Annotated in this window: 13 protein-coding genes; 6 read left to right on the top strand and 7 right to left on the bottom strand. The window is 71.0% G+C overall.

Annotation, left to right across the window (positions count from 1 at the left end; genetic code table 11):
- Positions 1 to 41: 41 nt before the first annotated feature.
- Positions 42 to 617 (top strand): Uma2 family endonuclease, encoded by a 576-nt coding sequence (locus ABZ915_RS27315; RefSeq protein ID WP_361808486.1) that lies wholly within the window; start codon positions 42 to 44, stop codon positions 615 to 617.
- Between the two features lie 18 nt (positions 618 to 635).
- Here ABZ915_RS27315 and ABZ915_RS27310 read toward each other — a convergent pair whose 3' ends face one another.
- Positions 636 to 2,009, bottom strand: coding sequence for an FAD-dependent monooxygenase (locus ABZ915_RS27310; RefSeq protein ID WP_361808483.1), 1,374 nt, complete (start codon positions 2,007 to 2,009; stop codon positions 636 to 638).
- A gap of 71 nt (positions 2,010 to 2,080) precedes the next feature.
- Here ABZ915_RS27310 and ABZ915_RS27305 point away from each other — a divergent pair, with 71 nt between their 5' ends.
- Positions 2,081 to 2,731, top strand: coding sequence for a TetR/AcrR family transcriptional regulator C-terminal domain-containing protein (locus tag ABZ915_RS27305; protein WP_361808481.1), 651 nt, complete (start codon positions 2,081 to 2,083; stop codon positions 2,729 to 2,731).
- On the opposite strand, the gene ABZ915_RS27300 is transcribed toward ABZ915_RS27305, so the two are convergent.
- Complete coding sequence (locus ABZ915_RS27300; protein ID WP_361809079.1) at positions 2,716 to 3,861, bottom strand: acyltransferase; 1,146 nt, start codon at positions 3,859 to 3,861, stop codon at positions 2,716 to 2,718. The genes ABZ915_RS27305 and ABZ915_RS27300 overlap by 16 nt on opposite strands.
- 220 nt (positions 3,862 to 4,081) lie before the next feature.
- Between ABZ915_RS27300 and ABZ915_RS27295 the strand changes: the two genes are divergently transcribed.
- The 3 genes from ABZ915_RS27295 to ABZ915_RS27285 are packed head-to-tail and all read left to right on the top strand — an operon-like array spanning position 4,082 to position 9,608.
- Complete coding sequence (locus ABZ915_RS27295) at positions 4,082 to 5,545, top strand: glycosyltransferase family 29 protein (protein ID WP_361808478.1); 1,464 nt, start codon at positions 4,082 to 4,084, stop codon at positions 5,543 to 5,545.
- Positions 5,542 to 7,872: a glycosyltransferase gene (locus ABZ915_RS27290; protein ID WP_361808475.1), complete on the top strand. Its 2,331-nt coding sequence runs from the start codon at positions 5,542 to 5,544 to the stop codon at positions 7,870 to 7,872. The genes ABZ915_RS27295 and ABZ915_RS27290 overlap by 4 nt, the downstream gene beginning before the upstream one ends.
- 2 nt (positions 7,873 to 7,874) lie before the next feature.
- Positions 7,875 to 9,608 (top strand): hypothetical protein, encoded by a 1,734-nt coding sequence (locus tag ABZ915_RS27285; protein ID WP_361808472.1) that lies wholly within the window; start codon positions 7,875 to 7,877, stop codon positions 9,606 to 9,608.
- Positions 9,609 to 9,651: 43 nt separating this feature from the next.
- On the opposite strand, the gene ABZ915_RS27280 is transcribed toward ABZ915_RS27285, so the two are convergent.
- The 5 genes from ABZ915_RS27280 to ABZ915_RS27260 all read right to left on the bottom strand — a co-directional run bounded on the left by ABZ915_RS27280 (position 9,652) and on the right by ABZ915_RS27260 (position 14,849).
- Positions 9,652 to 10,914 (bottom strand): NAD(P)/FAD-dependent oxidoreductase, encoded by a 1,263-nt coding sequence (locus ABZ915_RS27280; protein WP_361808469.1) that lies wholly within the window; start codon positions 10,912 to 10,914, stop codon positions 9,652 to 9,654.
- Complete coding sequence (locus ABZ915_RS27275) at positions 10,911 to 11,327, bottom strand: GtrA family protein (protein WP_361808466.1); 417 nt, start codon at positions 11,325 to 11,327, stop codon at positions 10,911 to 10,913. Before ABZ915_RS27275 ends, ABZ915_RS27280 begins: the two co-directional genes overlap by 4 nt.
- On the bottom strand, positions 11,320 to 12,345 hold the full coding sequence (locus ABZ915_RS27270) for a glycosyltransferase family 2 protein (protein ID WP_361808463.1): 1,026 nt from the start codon (positions 12,343 to 12,345) through the stop codon (positions 11,320 to 11,322). The genes ABZ915_RS27275 and ABZ915_RS27270 overlap by 8 nt, the downstream gene beginning before the upstream one ends.
- A gap of 186 nt (positions 12,346 to 12,531) precedes the next feature.
- Positions 12,532 to 13,863, bottom strand: coding sequence for an alpha-2,8-polysialyltransferase family protein (locus ABZ915_RS27265; RefSeq protein WP_361808460.1), 1,332 nt, complete (start codon positions 13,861 to 13,863; stop codon positions 12,532 to 12,534).
- The gene (locus ABZ915_RS27260; protein WP_361808457.1) at positions 13,863 to 14,849 is read right to left on the bottom strand and encodes a glycosyltransferase family 2 protein; all 987 of its coding nucleotides are present in this window, start codon (positions 14,847 to 14,849) and stop codon (positions 13,863 to 13,865) included. Before ABZ915_RS27260 ends, ABZ915_RS27265 begins: the two co-directional genes overlap by 1 nt.
- A 198-nt stretch (positions 14,850 to 15,047) precedes the next feature.
- On the opposite strand from ABZ915_RS27260, the gene ABZ915_RS27255 reads away from it, so the two are divergent.
- The gene (locus ABZ915_RS27255; RefSeq protein ID WP_361808454.1) at positions 15,048 to 16,412 is read left to right on the top strand and encodes a DUF6716 putative glycosyltransferase; all 1,365 of its coding nucleotides are present in this window, start codon (positions 15,048 to 15,050) and stop codon (positions 16,410 to 16,412) included.
- The last annotated feature ends 2 nt before the right edge of the window (positions 16,413 to 16,414 follow it).

Here is a 16,414-nt window from a genome sequence, read left to right as displayed (position 1 = left end):
GTTACTCTCGTTGCAGAGTGGGCCCCGAAAAGGAGGACGCCATGGCCGTACTGCAGCAGGAGCTAACCCTGGGCGAGGCTGCCGACATGCTCGCCCGCGCACTGCCTGGCCACCGCGTGGAGATTCTCCAGGGGAGGCTCACTGCGACACCGCCGCCGGACGGCTCGCACGCTCTGTCGTTGACGAAGACGTGCCGTGCCCTGGACCGCGCGGGCATCGAGGGAAGCGGGGCGGAGTGGGTCCAGGGCGTCGGCCTCTGGCTGCCGACACTGCCCGAAGACTTCGCGATCCCCGATCTCTCCATCGTGGACGAGGACTTCCGAGACGCCCACGTCACCAAGAACTACTACGCTCCGAATGTCTTCCGCATGGTCGTGGAAGTCACATCGTCGAACTGGTCCGACGATCTCGGCCCCAAGGTCGAGTGCTACGCCCAGGTCGGCATCCCGGCCTACCTCGTCGCGGACCGCAAGCATGGTGAGGTGCTGCTCTACACCGAACCGGTCGACGGCAAGTACCCCGATCCCGAGCGCTTCAAGCGCGGCCAGAGCGTGCCCGTCCCGGAGTCCGTCGGTGTCCACCTGGAACTCCCGGTGGACACTCTCCTGGACGGCTGATCGCCCGCAAGCCGAGCCTCACCCGCAGCCCAAACGCGTGAGGTATTCCCCGAGCCCCGCCGTCGAGTCCCCCGCCCAGCCCACATAGCCGTCCGGGCGGATCAGGAACACGCCGGGGCCGTACGACTTCGGGGCGGTCGAGAGCGCTCGTATCTCCGCGGTGGGGGCCGAGGCGCCGAGGAGTGTCCAGTGCGGGCCACGGTAGGCGTCGAAGAGCCGTACGCCCTCCACCGTGCCGTCGGGTGCCCGGTCGCCCGCCCGTACGCCGGACGGGGCGGTACGCCTGTCCTCGGTCAGCGAGGACTCCGGATAGCCCAGGCCGAGCTGGACCGTCGCCTTCCCTCGCTGTACCTCGCCGCGGTGCACGCCCGTCGACAGGCCCAGCATGGCCGCGGCGTTGGGGCGCCGCTCCTCCTCGTAGGTGTCCAGCAGCGTCCCGGGCGCGCTGTCCCGCAGGACCGCGCCCAGCTTCCAGCCCAGGTTGTACGCGTCCTGGACGCTGGTGTTCAGCCCCTGCCCGCCGGCCGGTGAGTGCACGTGGGCGGCGTCGCCCGCGAGGAACACGCGGCCCACCCGGAAGCGGTCCGCCAGCGCCGCCCGTGGCCGGAAGTCCGAGGCCCAGCGCAGCTCGGTGACGTCCGCGGCGTCGAGGTGCGTGTACGCGGCGACCAGCTCGCGGACGCCGTCCAGGGCCGGCTTCGGCTCGGCGCCCTCCGCCAGCTTCGCGGACAGCTGGAAGTCGTCGGTGCCAGCGAGCGGGCACAGCATGAGGCCGGTGCCGTCGGCGCCGGGGAACGCGTGCCAGTGGTCCCGGTCGAGGCCCCGCACCCGCACGTCCGCCACCAGGAACGGGTTCGGGTCGACCGTCTCGCCGGTCATCCCGACACCCACCGCCCGCCGCACGGCCGAACGCCCGCCGTCGGCGGCGACGACGTACCGCGCGCGGAGGGCCGTACCGTCGGCGAACCGTACGTCCACGCCCTCGGCGTCCTGCTCCAGACCCGTCACCTCGCGGCCGAAGGCCACCTGTCCGCCGAGCTCCACCAGCCGCGCGTACAGGACCTCCTGCGTCCGCCACTGCGGCACCATCAGCGGCTCGGTGTACGGCGCGCCCTCCGTCGCCTCCACGGCCTCGAACATCGGCTGCTCGCCGACCCGTTCGCCGTCCTTCCAGATCATCCGCACCGGATAGGGCCCGCCCGCCGCACGCATCGCGTCGAGGACGCCGAGGTCGTCGAAGACCTCCTGCGTACGCGGCTGGATCCCCTTGCCGCGCGATCCGGGGAACAGCCGGTCCGCGCGCTCCACGACCAGCGCGTCCACGCCGCGCCGGGCGAGGTCGATCCCCAGGGCCAGTCCGGTGGGGCCCGCCCCCACGATCAGGACATCCACGACTCGTCTCCTTAACGTCGTTAAGTGCCGTCGACGACGAGAGTGCCCTTAACGCTGTTAAGCTGTCAAGCGTGAGTACGGAACGCCGAGCGCCCCTCGACCGCACCCGGGTCGCGGACACCGCCCTCAAGCTGCTGAACGAGGTGGGCCTGGAGGGTCTGACCCTGCGCGCCATCGCCAATGAACTGGGCGTCAAGGCGCCCGCCCTGTACTGGCACTTCAAGGACAAACAGGCGCTGCTGGACGAGATGGCGACGGAGATGTACCGCCGGATGGTCGCCGGCACCGCGCTCGATCCCGCCGACACCTGGCAGGAGCGGCTGCTCAAGGTCAACCGCGGGCTGCGCGCCGCGCTGCTCGGCTACCGCGACGGCGCGAAGGTCTTCAGCGGCTCACGCTTCACCGGCGTCGACCACGGGCGTGAGATGGAGGCGACCCTGCGCCTCTTCACGGCCGCCGGCTTCACCCTGGCGCGGACGGTCCAGGCGGCGCGGACAGCGAACATGTACACCATCGGCTTCGTCACCGAGGAGCAGGGCGTGCGGCCCCTCCCGGACGAGCGCCGGGAGGGCTACGACATCGAGGAGCGCGCCCGGCGGATGGCCGACTACCCCCTGGCGGCCGAGGCCGGGAAGCTGCTCTTCGACGATTACGACGACCAGTTCGAGGAAGGCCTCGCGCTGGTGATCGACGGAATCCGGGCGCGCTACGGCGTCGGCTGAGACGCCGGCGAGGAATTCGGCGTCGCCTTCCCCAGCGCCGCCCGCATCCTCGGGGTCAGCGGCTTCTCCACGTAGCGGTTCATCAGCCAGGCGAGGAGCAGCATGAAGGCGACCGTCAGCAGGAAGGTCCCGTAGGACGGAATGTGCAGGCTGCGGTGCAGGACCTTGATGACCACCCAGCCCAGGTGCTCGTGGACCAGGTAGAAGGGGTAGGTCAGCGCCCCGGCCACCGTCAGCCAGCGCCAGTTCGCCCAGTGCAGCCAGCCGAGGGCGATCGCCGCGACCGCGACGAAGCCGAAGGTGACCACCAGCATGATGCCGAACGAGGTGCGGTGGGCGAAGGCGTGCGGGTCCGCGGCGTTCCACAGGCTCCGCACCGCGTAGTGCTGCCCGATCAGCCAGCTGACGGCCACGATGCCCCAGGCGTAGACGTCGCTCCGGTCGCGGTGGACCAGGTAGAGGCCGACGCCGCCGACGAAGAACGGCGCGTACTCCGGCATCAGCACGATGTCGAGCAGCGGCTGGTGCGCGCCCTGCGTGATGGCCGCCGCGAGGATCCAGCCCGCGCAGAAGAAGATCACGCGCCGCCGGCTCGCCCCGGGCAGCACGACCAGCAGTGCGAAGAGGGCGTAGAAGCGGATCTCCGCCCACAGCGTCCAGCACACCCCGAGCACCCGGTCCACGCCCAGCGGCTGCTGGAGCATGGTCAGGTTCACCAGCGCGTCGCTGGGCGACACCGCCTTGAAGGTGACCGCGGGCAGCGCGAACACCGCCGTCACCAGCACGATGGCCAGCCAGTAGGCGGGCAGCAGCCGGGACGCGCGGGAGGCGAAGAACGACTTCAGGGTCCGGCCCCAGCCGCTCATGCAGATCACGAATCCGCTGATCACGAAAAAGACCTGGACGCCGAGGCAGCCGTACGCGAAATACGTGTGCAGGGTGGGGAACTGGTGCTGCGCGGAACTCCCCCAGGCCTTGGTGACATCGCCGCCCCGGCCGCCGTAGTGGTACCCGGCCACCATCAGCGCGGCGATCAGCCGCAGCCCGTCCAGGGCCCGCAGCCGCGGCTCCGGGCGGGGCTTGGCCCGCTCCGGCAGAGGAGGAACCTCGATCGCCGGTGGGGCGGTCATGCTGGTCACGAAATTCCCCTCGACGGGCGTTCCTGTGGGTGTACCAAGGCACATTAGTCCGATTCACAGACATGCCTTGGTTGACGACCCAACGATTAGCCGCCTGGTCCCGGGGCGTTCACCTGAATGTCGTTTTACCTTTCTAATTTTTTCCAGCATCCCCCCACGGAACAGTAAACCCACCTGATCAAAGCTTTGTTTGGCAAAAACCAGGAGTGTCATGACGACGGTCCAGAAGAGGCGTGCACGTGCGCGTGGCGGGGAGCTGGACGAATGCCTGCGCGCCTGCGCGGTGCACAGCGGCAAGCTGGTCGGCAGCATCGACCGGCGCCGTGTGGAACTCGCCGAGCAGCTGCGCAAGTTGCTCGTGGTGTGGGGCACCACCGGCACGGCCGCCGCCGCGCCCGCACCGGCCGGCGCCACCGCGCTGCTCAAGCGTGCCGTCAAGGGCACGGCCGCACCGGCCGGGGGGATGGCCGGAGAACTGCTCGACGCCCTGCTCGCGGTCGCCAACAAGGCGCTCGAGTGCGGGTACGACGACGAACTGAACCTCGCACTCGTCATCAGCGACACCGTGCTCGCCCAGCGCAAGAACTCCCGCGCCGGCTGGCGGCTGCGCGCCCGCCTGCTGGAGACCCTCGGCGACGAGGAAGAGGCGCTGGAGGCGTACGAGAAGTACCTCGCCCTCACCGACGACGACGGCTTCGGCGTCCGCGCCCGGATCGCCGGACTGCGCCTCGCCGGCGAGAAGGAGCGCGAGCTGCTGGGCCTGCTGCGCCGCCAGAGCCCGCGCGCCGGGGAGTTCACCCGCCGCCCCGCCACCGACGTGTGGGCCGAGGGCCTGGCCGCGCACGCCGTCGGCGACTGGACCGAGGCCGAGCCGCGCCTCGTGGGAGCGCTCCTCGCGCTCGCCGCCGACGACGCCCCGGTCGCCGACCGGCAGGAACTGCTCAGCCAGTACCTGGACCTGCGCACCACCGTCCCCGGTGTCGACCTCGCCGCGCTCACCGAGGCCCTCGCCCTCTACGCCGAGCAGCGCCGCGCCCGGATGCGCGGCCCGGTCGCCGACCCGACCATCGGCGGGGTGCGGTGGATCAGCCTCGGCGAGTTCCGCAACCAGATCGCCGGCAAGTCCATCTGCCTGATCGCCAACTCCGGCCGGGTGGGCGCCAGTTCCATGGGCGCGGAGATCGACGCCTACGACCTGGTGGTCCGCTTCAACTCGTACCGGATCGACCCCGGGCACACCGGCAGCCGCACCGACATCCACGCCGCCATCCACAAGCACGGCTTCAACTGGGACCAGCGGGTCACCACCCGGCTCGTCTTTGGCGGCGTCTCCGGCGACTGGAAGTACTCGCTGCGCAACCGCCTGGTACCCGGCGCCCAGACCCACCTCGGCGACGACTCGCTGCGCTGGCCCGTGCGCAACATCGGCAAGCTCGGCACGGACGTCTGGTCGGGCATCCCGACCACCGGCTTCAACATGCTGTGGCTGCTGGACTTCCTCGACGTCAGCCCGAAGCTCGACCTGATCGGCTTCGACTTCTACGAGAGCGGCGCCTACCGCGTCCAGGAAGCGATGAAGCTGGCCATCACCTCCGTGCACGAATACACCAGCGAGAAGGCATGGGTCATGGAGCGGGCCCAGAGCGTGAGCGACATGAGGATTGCCCTGCGATGACCACCACCTCCCCGAACGCGGCCGCCACCCAGGCCCCCCTGACCGACGCGCACGCGCTCACCGGCAAGCGGCGCATCGCCTTCGCCTCCTACGTCGACGAGAACTACCTGCCCGGCTTCCTCGCCCTGCTGCGCAGCCTCGCCCTGTCCAACCCGGGCGTGTGCGAGGACTTCGTCGTCCTCTACGACGACCTGCGCCCCGGCTCGATCGCGAAGATCCGCGCCCTGCACCCGCGCATCGTGCTGCGCCGCGTCGACGACGGCCACTACGACTCGTACAAGAAGGGCGACCAGGACAACTACCTGGTCCGCAAGGCGTACTTCATCCTGGACGTGTTCCGGATCCGCGAGTACGACACCGTCATCACCCTCGACACCGACATGGTCGTCCTCGGCGACCTGGGCGAACTGCTCCAGCTGCGCGAGGGGCTGGCCGCCGTCCCGCAGTTCTTCTACGGGCAGCACAAGCTCAACTCCGGGCTGCTGGTCATCCAGCGCGAGTACCTCAGCGACGCGTTCTGCGCCCGGCTGGACGCCACCGGCCGCAGCGGCGACTACGAGCTCGACAAGCACGACCAGGGCATCCTGAACGCCGTCCTGGACGGCGACTTCATCCGCCTCGACGCCCGCTACAACTTCGTCAAGCGGCGGCTGTCCGGCGACCTGCCCGTCCCCGAGGACACCGCGATCCTGCACTTCACGGGCCGTCACAAGCCCTGGCAGGGCGGCGAGGCCGGCTACAGCCGGGCCGAGGACCGCTGGCGCGAGTTCGAGCTGTCCGACGCGGACTTCCACGCCGCCTACCTCGCCTCCTCCGGCAGCCTCCACCACGACCTGCTCGTCCACTACGGCACCCCGCACGTCGCCCGCACCGGCGACATCGAGACCGCCCGCAAGGTCGCCGCCGCACACATCGGCGCCGGCGACTACCAGAACGCCGTGGACATCCTCAGCGGCGTCCGCATCCCGCTCGACGAGGCCTGGCCGCACGAGGTCCTCGGCCACGCCCTGATGAGCGTCTCCCGGTACGAGGAGGCCAAGGCCCAGCTGCTGCTGGCCACCGCCGCCCCCAACCGGGCCGCCACCTCCTACGCCCGGCTCGCCCAGATCGCCTGGGTGCACGGCGACAACACGCAGGCCCTCAGGCACGCCACGGCCGGCATCTCCGTCGACCCCACCCACCGCTCCAGCCGGCTGTGGGCGCAGCGCGCCTCCGCCGTACCGTCCCAGGAACAGGGCAGCGCCGAGGACCAGCTCGCGCACGTCGCCTTCTACATGGACCGGCAGGGCAACGCGGGCGACAAGCTGCTCCCGGAGAGCGTCCGGCTCGCCTTCGGCCCGGACACCGGCTCCCGCCGCTGGCACCCGGTGCACGCCCACCGCCTCTTCGACGAGGCCGCGCTGACGCGGGTCAACGCCCGCCGGGGCCTGGTCATCGGCGGTGGCGGCCTGTTCATCCCGGACACCATGCCCAACGGCAACAGCGCCTGGCAGTGGAACGTCCCCGACGAGCTGCTGAACCGCATCGACGTGCCGATCGCCGTGTTCGCCGTGGGCTTCAACGCCTTCGACGGCCAGTCCTACCGCGCGGGCCGCTTCCGGGAGTCGCTGCGCCTGCTCGTGGAGAAGTCCTCCTTCTTCGGGCTGCGCAACCACGGCTCGATCGAGAAGGTCCGGGCGATGCTCCCGGCCCACCTGCACGACAAGGTGCGCTTCCAGCCCTGCCCCACCACGGTCACCCGCCGGCTGGTGGCGGGCTGGCAGGACCCGGCCCGCCGCGAGGACACCATCCTGATCAACGCGGCCTACGACCGGGCGGGCCTGCGCTTCGGCCACGACTACGGCTACTTCCTGGCCCAGATGGCGCGGGCCGTCCGGGACCTGGGCGAGCTGGCCGAGGTGCGGTGCGCGGCACACTCCCTCGACGACGAGAAGATCGCCTTCGACCTGCGGCGCGAGCACGGCATCTCGATGCCCGTCATCCCGATGTACGACTTCGACAACGACCAGATCCGCGACCTGTACGCCCGCACCAAGCTGGTGATCGGCATGCGCGGCCACGCCGGAATGATCCCGTTCGGCTGCGGCACGCCCATCATCAGCCTGATCTCGCACCCGAAGATGGCGTACTTCCTGCGTGACATCGAACGGCCCGAGTGGGGGGTGTCCGTGCACGACCGCCACCTCGCCGCCCGGCTGGTCGAGCGCTCGAAGGACCTGCTCGCCGACCACGCGAAGACGGTCGCCGACGTGCACGGCCGGCAGCGGGAACTGTGGAAGGTCACCGAGGCGAACGCGGCCGACCTGCGGATCATCCTGGGCGGCTGACCATGGCGACAGCACTGGCCGGCGATCCGCCGGTCGCCGCCCCGCCGCGCCAGGGCCGCCGCCGCTCACCCCTGTGGTGGGCGGCGGTGGCCCTGCCGTCCGCCGCGGCCCTGGTCTACACCGTGGCCACCCGGCGGCTCACCGGTGACCTCCACTACGTCCTCGCCGCCCTCCGCACCGGCCGGGCGGCCGGCTACTCGCCGTCGGAGGTCTTCACCCACCGGCCGTTCTTCTACCGCTGGTTCGTGGCCGGCCTCGACCGGCTCGCCTTCGGCGGTACGGCGGCGCGCGAGGCCCTGATGGGGGCGGCGGGCGTCCTGCTCGCCGCCGCTGCCGCGTACGCCCTGTACGCGGCCCTGCTGCGCCGGGTCACCGGGCGCGAGGCCGCCTTCACGGCGGGCGCGACCGGGCTCGCCCTGGCCCTCGCGCCCCGTAACGACTTCCTCCAGCCGGAGTGGGCGGCGGTCGTGCTGACGGTGGTCGCCGTCGCCGCCGCCCTCGGTCCCGAGCGGCCGTGGCGGGCGGCGCTCCTCGCCGCGGTGCCGCTCGGACTCGCGGTGATGATGAAGTACTCCACCGCCGCGACCGCCGCCATCGGCGTGCTGCTGGTGTACGTCGTCGACCGGGGCCGGGCCGTCCGGCTCGCCGTGCTCGGCGTACCGGCCGCGGTGGCCCTGCTGGCGCTCAGCCTCCTCGCCGGCTCCCACGAGGGGCAGTGGATGGAGGACATGCCGCTGATCAACCAGTCGGCCCTCAGCCGTACCGGCATCCGTCCGGGGTTCATCCTCGCGCGTTCCGTGGACTTCCTGGCCGACCGGGCCGTCGCCGGCCCGGTGCTGCTGCTCCTGCCCGGGGCGCTGCTGCTGGTCCTGGCCCGGGTGCGCGGGCGCCGGCGGCGGGCCGAACTGCTCGGGGTGGCGCTGTTGATCGGCCTGGCCGCCCAGGCGGTCGTGGTGGTGCAGGGCAACTGGTTCCTGTACCACGCGGCCCAGCTGCCGGTGCTGGCCGCCGCTGCCTGGGGCCTGGCGGTGGGCGGCGCCCGTCGCTCGCCGCCCTGGTGCTTCGGCGCCGTGTCCCTCGTGTACGGCGTCCTGCCCGTGCTGTACGCCGGGGCGCCGGAGGGCGTACAGCGGCCGTGGGTGGTGTGGACGGCGAGCCTGGTGGCGTTGCTCGCGGCGCTGGTGGACGTGCTGTCGGAGAGGCGGGGGGAGAGAAGGCGGCCCCCCCGGGGAGTGCGGTCCGTCGTGCTGGTCGCCCTGACCGGCGTGGTGTGCCTGACCGCGAGCATCTGGCCCGGCTCCCCGCACCTCGTGCTGCACGGCAGGGTGACGATGACCGGCGCCGACTACCTGACCGAGATGCGGCGCACCCAGCGGGAGGCCGACCGGCTGCGGGCCCGGATGCCGGCCGGGGCCCCGGTGCTGTACCTGGCCTTCGGCGACACGACGTACTACGTCGACCACCCCGCCCGGTGCCGCTACCCGATCGCCACCTTCCTCCAGCGCACCCGCTACCTCCCGGACGTCGCGGACCTGCCGTCGTTCAAGGAGAACGCCGACTGCGTCGACCACCACCCCGCCCCGTACGCGGTGCTGGAGCGGCGCTGGTTCCGGCCGGGCATGGTGAATCAGGAACTCTGGCGGCGTGTCACCGCCGTGTACGACTGCCCGCGCGGTGACGCCGGGGCCAGGATGGTCCTGTGCGTGCGCAAGAGCGGCGCCGGGCAGCACGGCTGACCCGGTGCCAGGGGCCCCGGCCGGCACACCGGGGCCCCTCTTCTCAGCGCAGCCCGAGCGAGGCGGTGACCTCGCGGGCCAGCGCCACCGAGTAGCTCTGTCCCCGGTCCTGCGGGTAGATCTGGGCCATCGTCGCCAGGGTGACGCGGCTCATCGGCGTGTCGTGGCCGGGGATCAGCGAGCGGTACTCGGGCGTCACCACCGGCTGGGCGAACCCCGCCCTGGAGAAGTGCCAGTCCTTGATCCAGGACTCGTCGAAGTCCGGGTTGATCCGCCGCAGGTACGGCACGAACCGGGTGAGCAGCTCGGCCGGTTCGGTGGTGAAGCGCCAGTCCTCGCGCTCGACGTAGTTGCCGACGTAGAGGACGTGCCGGCCGCCGTAGACCGCCGGGTCGATCATCTTGGTGTGCTCGACCACCGCGAGGAACGGGAAGTCCGGCTCGTTGATGTTGAGCCAGTAGTACGGGATCACACTGCGGTCCAGCTCCAGCACGAAGCAGGTGGCGCCCAGGTACTGGTTCTTCCACACCGTGTCCTCGGCGGGCAGCCCGGCCGCCTTGGCGAAGGCGGGCTGCGGCGCGGTGACGACGAGGCGGTCGAAGCGGTACGTCGAACCGTCCGCGCAGGTGACGACAGGCGTGTCCCCCTCCTGCCGGATGGTCTCGACGGCCTTGCCGAACTCGACCTTCCCGCCGCGCTCCTCGATCCCGTCCCGCAGGGCGGCGTACACCCGCTCGAACCCGCCGTCCACATAGCCGAGTTCGAAGGTCCGGCAGTGGATGCGGGCCCACAGCCACGCCATCGACACCTGCTCGGCGCGGTCGCCGAACTTGCCCCGCAGCAGCGGCTCCCAGATGGCGGCGGTGGCCTTCTTCCCGGCGTGCCTGCGCAGCCAGGCGAGGGCGGTGAGGTCGTTGTACCGCTCGCCGCCCCGGACGGCCTTCAGCACCGCCGACGACCCGGCGAAGCGCACCGCGTCCACCGGCGAGAACTCCGGGAAGCGGAGCATGTCGAACGGGGTGGTGAAGTCGATGAGCCTCCCGCCCCGGTAGATGCCGGTGGTCGGCTTGTGGAAGCGCAGCGCGTCCCCGAGCCCCAGCTCCTCGATGAGGGCGATCATCGCCTTGTCGCTGCGGAAGATGTGGTGGTAGTAGCGCTCCAGCGGAACCCCGCCCACCTCCAGCGAGGCGGCGAGACCGCCGAGTTCGGCGGCGGCCTCCAGGATGGTCACCTGGTGCCCGGCCCGTACGGCGTCCCAGGCGGCCGTCAGCCCGGTGGCACCCGCGCCGATGATGCCGAGGTTCATGCGAAGCTCCATCTTTTGTTGAGCACGAACTGGAGCGCCAGGACCAGGGGCATCGAGCCCAGCTTGATGAGGTCGGCGTTGATCCCCAGGCCGTCGGTGAAGGCGAGGAAGAGCAGGTCGGTCAGGGCGATGCCGGTCAGGCCGACGGCGTAGAAGCGCAGGAAGCGGACGACCGGCCGGTCGCGGCGTTCGAAGGTGAACCGTGCGTTGAGGGCGAAGTTGTTGGTGATGGCGAGCGTGGTGCTGATCGCGTTGGCGAGCTGTTCGTCCATCCCCGCCCAGTTGTGAAGCAGCAGGAAGACGACGAGGTCGAGGGTGACCCCACTGCCGCCGATGAGGGTGTAGCGGACCAGTTGGCGCGTGGTCCCGGAGGACGACGGGGGCGCCTGGATCCTGGCCGTGGTCTCAGTCATCGGACCCGGAACCGCCGATCACCTCGCGCACCAGATACAGCGGACGGCCCTGCGACTCGCTGTAGATGCGGCCTATGTAGGTGCCGATGACGCCGAGGGAGAGCATCTGGACGCCGCCCAGGAACAGCACGACGCACATCAGCATCGTCCAGCCGGAGACGGTGATCTCGGGCCGGAAGAACTTCATCGCCAGCGCGTAGACGATGCCGGCCAGGGAGAGCGCCAGCACGGTGAAGCCCAGCCGCGTGATCATCTTCAGCGGCGCGGTGGAGAAGCTGGTGACGCCGTCGATGGCGAGCTTGGCCATCTTGCGCAGCGGGTACTTGGTCTCGCCCGCGAAGCGTTCGTCGCGGTCGAAGGCCACCTCGGCCTGCCGGTAGCCCATCGAGGCGACGATCCCGCGCACGAAGCGGCTGCGCTCGCGGTACTTGCGCAGCTCGTCGGCGACCCTGCGGTCCAGCAGCCGGAAGTCCCCGGTGTCCAGCGGGATGTCCACCTCGGTGGAGGCGCGCAGGACGCGGTAGTACAGGTGCGCGGTGGCCCGTTTGAAGGCGGTGTCCTGCCGGGAGCGGCGGCGGGCGTGCACGATCTCGGCGCCCTCGCGCCAGGCGTCGACCAGCTCCAGGCTGACCCGTGGCGGGTCCTGGAGGTCGGTGTCCATGACGATCACCGCGTCGCCCGTGGCCAGGTCCAGGCCCGCGGTGATGGCGAGCTGGTGCCCGAAGTTGCGGGCGAAGTCGACCACCCGGACGCGGCCGTCCTTCGCCGCCAGGTCCGTCAGGAGGGCGAGCGAGCCGTCGCTGGAGCCGTCGTTGACGTAGACCAGCTCGAAGTCGAGCTCCGGGCGGCCGTCGAGCGCGGCGCTCAGTTCGGCGTGGAACGCGGCGATGCCGTCCTGCTCGTTGTAGACGGGCAGCACGTAGGAGATGAGCGGCCGCCGGACCGGAGCCGGCGCCACGGGGGCGAGCACCACCGGAGCCGGGGCGTGGGCGGGCGGACGTATGTCCTGCTGGGTCATCGCGGTCCGCCCGCCGGGCCGAACGGTATGGGCGGGAAGGCTGTCTGCGGCATTGGGGGAAGCTATGGAGGCTCCGTAAACCCCAACCCAACGCTTCCCGACCAGCAGCCGTCTTTCCCGTTGCTCTTCGCCCCTTTCGCCCAGGACGCCCCAAAGGGCCGTCCAGGGCCGCTGGTTGGAAGAGTCCTAGCGTCGTACCGCCTTGCGCAGTGCCCGCGCCCGGCGCACCATCCGCCGGGCCGCGGCGTTTCGGGGCAGGAACGCCAGCCGGTCGGGGATGCCGCCGGGCAGGCCGAGGGAGGTGAGGCGCTTGCGCTTGAAATAGCGCCGGGTGCGCGGGCCGAAGTGGGCGGAGAGGTAGCGTTCGGCCGCCGGTCGCAGCCCCGGGTAGATCTGCGGCTGCATGGCGAAGCCGACCGCGGTGATCAGTTCGCCCAGGGTGCCGGCGCCGATGAGGTCCTCGCCCTTGCCGCCCGCCAGGTCCGGCACCAGCGCGTCGGCGAGGACGACGGGCACCCGGTTGCTGTTCTGGTACGGCGTCAGGCGGTCCAGGAGCCGCGCGGTGCCGAGCCGGGCGACGGGCAGGCCGTAGAACACGGAGGCGGTGAACAGCGCCGTGGAGAAGCAGCCGACGACCAGTGCGGGCGGGGTCTTCTCGAACAGCACCTCGGCGAGCACGGGCACGTCCAGGACGGTGAGGTCCACGCCGAGCTTCGCGGCCTCGGTCTCCAGGGCGCGGCTGTAGCGGGCCGGCGCGGTCGGGTGCGGCTTGAAGACGATCTCGCGGTGGCCGCGCTCGACCGCCCCGCGCATCATCCGCACATGCAGGTCCTCCTCCTCCTCGGGGGAGAGGATGTCCAGCGCGGACAGGTACTGGCCGAGCAGCAGCGCCGCGTTCTCGGGCACCGCGGGCACGTCCGTGACGGTGGCGGTGAGTTCACCCATCGCCTTGAGGAAGGCCTCCGTCGGCACGATCTCGGCCGGTACGTCGAACTCGGTGAGCAGCAGCGGCGTCAGCCCCGGCACCAGGTCCAGGTGGAGCAGGCGGCGCACCCGGGTGCCGACCAGCGGGTCCAGCTTGTTGCGGGTGGGGCCGTAGCTCATCAGGCCGTCGGCGTAGACGTCGATGACGGCCTCGGGGAACAGCTGGGCCATGGTCAGGGCGGGGGCGACCTGGATGGACTCCAGGACCAGCTCCACATCGTCGTCCCCGAGGTCCCACAGCAGCCGCAGATAGCGCTCGAACAGCGGGACGTCGTCCAGGCGAGGGGTCCAGGCGCCGGGGTGGAAGGGGCGGATGACCTCGTTCCAGGACAGCACGTCGTCGAAGTGGTCGCGCAGCGGCTCGAAGCCCGGCATGGCGTCGACGGCCGGGGTGGTCTCCGGGGTCGTGGAGTTGTTGAAGACCAGCAGGAGTCTGCGGTCCTCCTCGTCGAAGCAGTCGGAGTCGAGCGCGGCGGCCAGGGTGGCGGCGCCGTAGAGCGTGGAGACGCAGAAGATCCGCGTGGTACGGGGCATCAGGCAGCCGCCTTCGCTGTGGTGATCCGGCGCCGCAGCCGCCGCAGCTTGGAGGAACGGTCGAAGTCCATGGTGTCGAGTACGTCGACGAGCGCTTCCTGCGGCATGCGCTGGATGGCCGCCGCGCTCATCGACCGCAGCTGCTTGGCCACGGCCGGTTCCCACTTGGATTCGTCCGAGAGATGGTGGGCGATGATCGCGCAGTAGGTGCGCACCGCCTTCGGCAGCAGCCGGTCGGCGTCCGGGTCCGCGGCCGTCTCCTCGATGACCTGGTCGAAGGCGCGGATGAAGTCCAGCTGACGGGCGTCACCGATCTGCGTGAGGGAGGAGGCGACCCCGCGCCGGTAGAAGACGCCCAGCAGGCTCACCACGGCGAACGACTCCGCCTCGCGGTGCAGCTTCCAGATCCACGGCCGGTCCTCGGCCGTGCGCAGCCCGTCGGTGAAGTGCAGCAGGCGCCTGTCCAGCAGCCGGCGGTGGTAGACGCCGGCCCAGGCGTAGGCGTAGTCGACCGAGGTCGACCGGTCGGCGGGCAGGATCGCCTCGCGCGGGTTCATGACCCGGCGGCGCCGCCCGTGCGGCACCCGCTGCACGGTGCGCGCGCGGGCTGTGGCCTGGACATGGTCGGTTCGGACGAAGTCGCAGCCCAGCTCCTCGATGGCGGCCACCAGCTGGGCGTAGTAGCCCGGGGCCAGCCAGTCGTCACCGTCCAGGAACGTCAGGTACTCGCCCTGCGCCGCGTCCAGGCCGGTGTTGCGCGCGGTGGCGAGTCCTCCGTTCTTCTCATGGCGGATGTAACGCACCTGGGCGACGTCGGAAAGCTCCTCGGCCGCGCGTTCGAGAATCGCCGGCGTTTCGTCTTTCGAATGGTCGTCCACCAGGACGAACTCGAAATCGGAACGGGCGTTCAGTCGAAGGCTCCGCAGGGTGTCCGGGGCGTATTGCTGCACGTTGTAGAACGGCACGATCACGGAAAGCTTAGGCACCCGAGAAACCCTAGGAGGCCGCCCGGCTGCAAAACTTTCCGGTATTCGTACGGAGGGTGAACTCAATGTGTCGGAACGGTGCATCCCGTGTACTTCCTGGGCTTCAGCGGGCCAGTTCGGTTTGCGGCGATGTGTTGTTAACTTTTTGTTGAGATGCGGTTGGGCTTTACCTAGGAATTGCTTCCTAGCGTCTTCGTCGTGCCACCAAGTACACCGAAGCCCACGCGAATCGCGGTACTCGCGGACTCCGACACCCGCTGGAAATGGGGTGCGCTGACCGCGGCTCGTATCGCGCCGGGTCAGTCCATGGAAGCCGCAGCGCACGAGGGCGCGCAAGTCGGCCTCGAGCTCCGCGGATTCCTGCTGCGCGGCCGGGCGACACCCACCGCGCGCCAGCTGACCGAGGTGGGCGTCACCGCCGACTCCCTCCGGGAGGTCACGTCCGTCGAGTTCCTGCGCGCCATGGCCGAGGAGTCGTACGACATCGTCGTGCTCGCCCTCGTCGGCGGCGGGGTGCAGGCGGTGCTGCACGGCCTCAAGCGGGTCTGGGAGGGCCGCGCGAAGCGGCCCGTCGTCGTCACCGGCTACGTCGGCGTCGTCTACGAGAAGCTCGCCGACGGCCTGCTGCTGCGGCACGGCGCGGACCTCGTCCTCGCCAACTCCCGCCAGGACGCGGACCGTTTCCGGGCCGTGTACGAGGGCGTGGGTGCCGACGCCGCCGCGGTCACCGAGGTGGCGCTGCCGTTCCTCGGCGGCAGCCCGTACGAGGGTGAACACGAGCCCTACACCGTGGTGTTCGCGGCCCAGCCCTCCGTACCGGACAGCCGCAAGGACCGTACGTACCTGCTGGAGCGCCTGGTCCGGCACGCGCGGCTGCACCCGAACCGCGAAGTGCTGCTCAAACTGCGCTCCAAACCGGGCGAACACACCACCCACATCGAGGAACTGCCCTACCAGAAGCTGGCCCAGCGGCTCGACCCGCCGGCCAACTTCCGCCTGGTGTACGGGAACATGGGCGAGGTCCTCGACCGCACCGACCTGCTGGTGACGATCAGCTCCACGGCCGCGCTGGAGTCCCTGCACCGCCGGATCCCGACCGTCGTCCTCACCGACCTCGGCGTCCGCGAGACCCTCGGCAACCACCACTTCGTCGGCTCCGGCTGCCTCGCCTCCTGGGACCAGCTCGACGCCGGACACCGGCCGGTACCCGAGCCGGGGTGGGTGGCCCGGCAGGGTGTCGCCGCTGGGGGTCCCGCCGCTGGGGGAGGTTCGTACGCCACCGCCTTCGACGCGGCGCGCGAGCGCATCGCCAAGCTGCTCGCCCAGCCCGGCGGGCTGCCGCCGCTGACCCCGTACTACACACCCGCGACCGCGCCCGGCTATCTGCCCGGCATCCTCGCCCGCCACCACCTCGGCCCGGACGGCAGCCCGCTGCCCGGCGCGCCCGCCGCCGACAAGGAGCCCGGACCGGTCCGGCAGATCGTCCGCCGGGCGGCGCGCGGTGCCTACCGCCACGGAGTGCAGCGGGTGGCCCCCGTCATCCGGCGGATGGGGGAGCTGTGAGT

It is taken from the genome of Streptomyces sp. NPDC046915 (assembly GCF_040644935.1).
In the GTDB taxonomy this organism is placed as follows: domain Bacteria; phylum Actinomycetota; class Actinomycetes; order Streptomycetales; family Streptomycetaceae; genus Streptomyces.
Note: the sequence above shows the minus strand (reverse complement) of the source record. Positions and strands in the feature narration are given on the sequence as shown.

What these genes read in the sequence shown, in the direction of transcription:
- ABZ915_RS27315 (WP_361808486.1), top strand. Translation starts at nt 42, where the DNA reads ATGGCCGTACTGCAGCAGGAGCTAACCCTGGGCGAGGCTGCCGACATG.
- ABZ915_RS27300 (WP_361809079.1), bottom strand. Translation starts at nt 3,861, where the DNA reads ATGACCGCCCCACCGGCGATCGAGGTTCCTCCTCTGCCGGAGCGGGCC.
- ABZ915_RS27295 (WP_361808478.1), top strand. Translation starts at nt 4,082, where the DNA reads ATGACGACGGTCCAGAAGAGGCGTGCACGTGCGCGTGGCGGGGAGCTG.
- ABZ915_RS27290 (WP_361808475.1), top strand. Translation starts at nt 5,542, where the DNA reads ATGACCACCACCTCCCCGAACGCGGCCGCCACCCAGGCCCCCCTGACC.
- ABZ915_RS27285 (WP_361808472.1), top strand. Translation starts at nt 7,875, where the DNA reads ATGGCGACAGCACTGGCCGGCGATCCGCCGGTCGCCGCCCCGCCGCGC.
- ABZ915_RS27280 (WP_361808469.1), bottom strand. Translation starts at nt 10,914, where the DNA reads ATGAACCTCGGCATCATCGGCGCGGGTGCCACCGGGCTGACGGCCGCC.
- ABZ915_RS27275 (WP_361808466.1), bottom strand. Translation starts at nt 11,327, where the DNA reads ATGACTGAGACCACGGCCAGGATCCAGGCGCCCCCGTCGTCCTCCGGG.
- ABZ915_RS27270 (WP_361808463.1), bottom strand. Translation starts at nt 12,345, where the DNA reads ATGACCCAGCAGGACATACGTCCGCCCGCCCACGCCCCGGCTCCGGTG.
- ABZ915_RS27265 (WP_361808460.1), bottom strand. Translation starts at nt 13,863, where the DNA reads ATGCCCCGTACCACGCGGATCTTCTGCGTCTCCACGCTCTACGGCGCC.